This is a genomic window from Pseudomonas sp. Irchel 3E19 (assembly GCF_900187585.1).
Taxonomy (GTDB): Bacteria; Pseudomonadota; Gammaproteobacteria; order Pseudomonadales; family Pseudomonadaceae; genus Aquipseudomonas; species Aquipseudomonas baetica.
In genome coordinates, this window is record NZ_FYDT01000106.1 from 1 (window position 1) to 1,360 (window position 1,360).

General features: G+C 55.8%; 1 protein-coding gene. It reads right to left on the reverse strand.

Annotation, left to right across the window (positions count from 1 at the left end; translation table 11 throughout):
* Positions 1-60 precede the first annotated feature (60 nt).
* Positions 61-1,308: an IS256 family transposase gene (locus tag CKW18_RS29565; protein ID WP_095191982.1), complete on the reverse strand. Its 1,248-nt coding sequence runs from the start codon at positions 1,306-1,308 to the stop codon at positions 61-63.
* Positions 1,309-1,360: the final 52 nt, after the last annotated feature.

Genomic DNA, 1,360 nt, shown 5'->3' on the forward strand with positions numbered 1-1,360 from the left:
GAGAGTGTCAGATTTTTTGTGTGCGGGCCGGTAATGGCCTGCCGTCAGGCAGGCCGGGTTTTACCAGGTCGGCCTGATAAATCGATCTCCGTACAGAATCGCAAATTGGTTCATCGCACTCTTCCAGTCATGAGCCGCCGAGCCCCAGTTTGCCGTGATGTTACGCAGCCCAAGCCAGATCAGCTTGGTCGCTGCGTCATCCGTCGGGAAGTGGCCCCGGGTCTTGATGATCTTGCGTAGCTGAGCGTTGATGCTTTCGATAGCGTTGGTCGTATAGATCACTTTTCGAATGGCAGGCGGGAAGACAAAGAATGGAATCACTCGATCCCAGGCTCGTCTCCAGGCCGCCACCACCGTTGGGTATTGCTTACCCCAAGGGCCATTTTCAAAGGCATCCAGTGCTTCCTCAGCCGCTTCTGCGTTGATGGCTTGATAGATCGGTTTTAGCGCCTTGGCCAGCTCACGGCGCTTGTCCCACGCCGCGTAATCGAGGCTGTTGCGGATCAAGTGGACGATGCATGTTTGCAGCGTTGTTGCCGGAAATACTGCGCTTAGCGCCTCTGGCATGCCTTTGAGACCGTCAGTCACGGCGATCAGCACGTCCTCTACGCCGCGGGTCTTGAGGTCGTTGAAGACCTTCATCCAGAACTTCGCACCCTCGGTGTTTTCGATCCAGATACCAAGAATATCGCGCGTTCCATCGGGTAAAACACCCAGCGCCAAGTAAATCGCCTTGTTGCGGACAAGGCCTTCTTCTCGGATCTTGACCCGCAGCGCATCGAAGAAAATGACTGGGTACATCGGCTCAAGCGGTCGCTGTTGCCACGCACCAATTTCCTCCATCACCTCGTGCGTGACTGAGCTGATGAAGTCATGGGAAACGTCCGTCCCGTATTGCTCAGAGAGGAAAGCGCGGATTTCTCGAACGGTCATGCCTCGGGCATACATGGCGATGATCTTGTCATCAAAACCGGTGTAACGCCGCTCATGCTTGGGGATCAGAATGGGGGCAAAACTGCCATCCCGATCACGGGGAATCTCCAGCCGCAGCGGGCCATCCCCCGTCAAAATCGTCTTGCCCGTTTTGCCATTGCGCTGGTTGGTTTCATCCTCTGGGCGCTGCGCGCCCGGCGGATACCCCAGGTGGTGACCGAGCTCGGCACTCAATGCTCGCTCAATCAAGGCCTTCTTGAAGGCCGCAGAAGCGTCTTCAATAGCCTCTGCGGTAATCAGCCCCTCACCGAACTCTTCGAGCAGCTCCTTGGGGATTTTTGGTAGGTCACGCAGGGGTTTCTTTTTGGTTGGCATACATGCACCTCTTACTCATGTTATGCCCGAACACAAAATTTCTGACACCCCC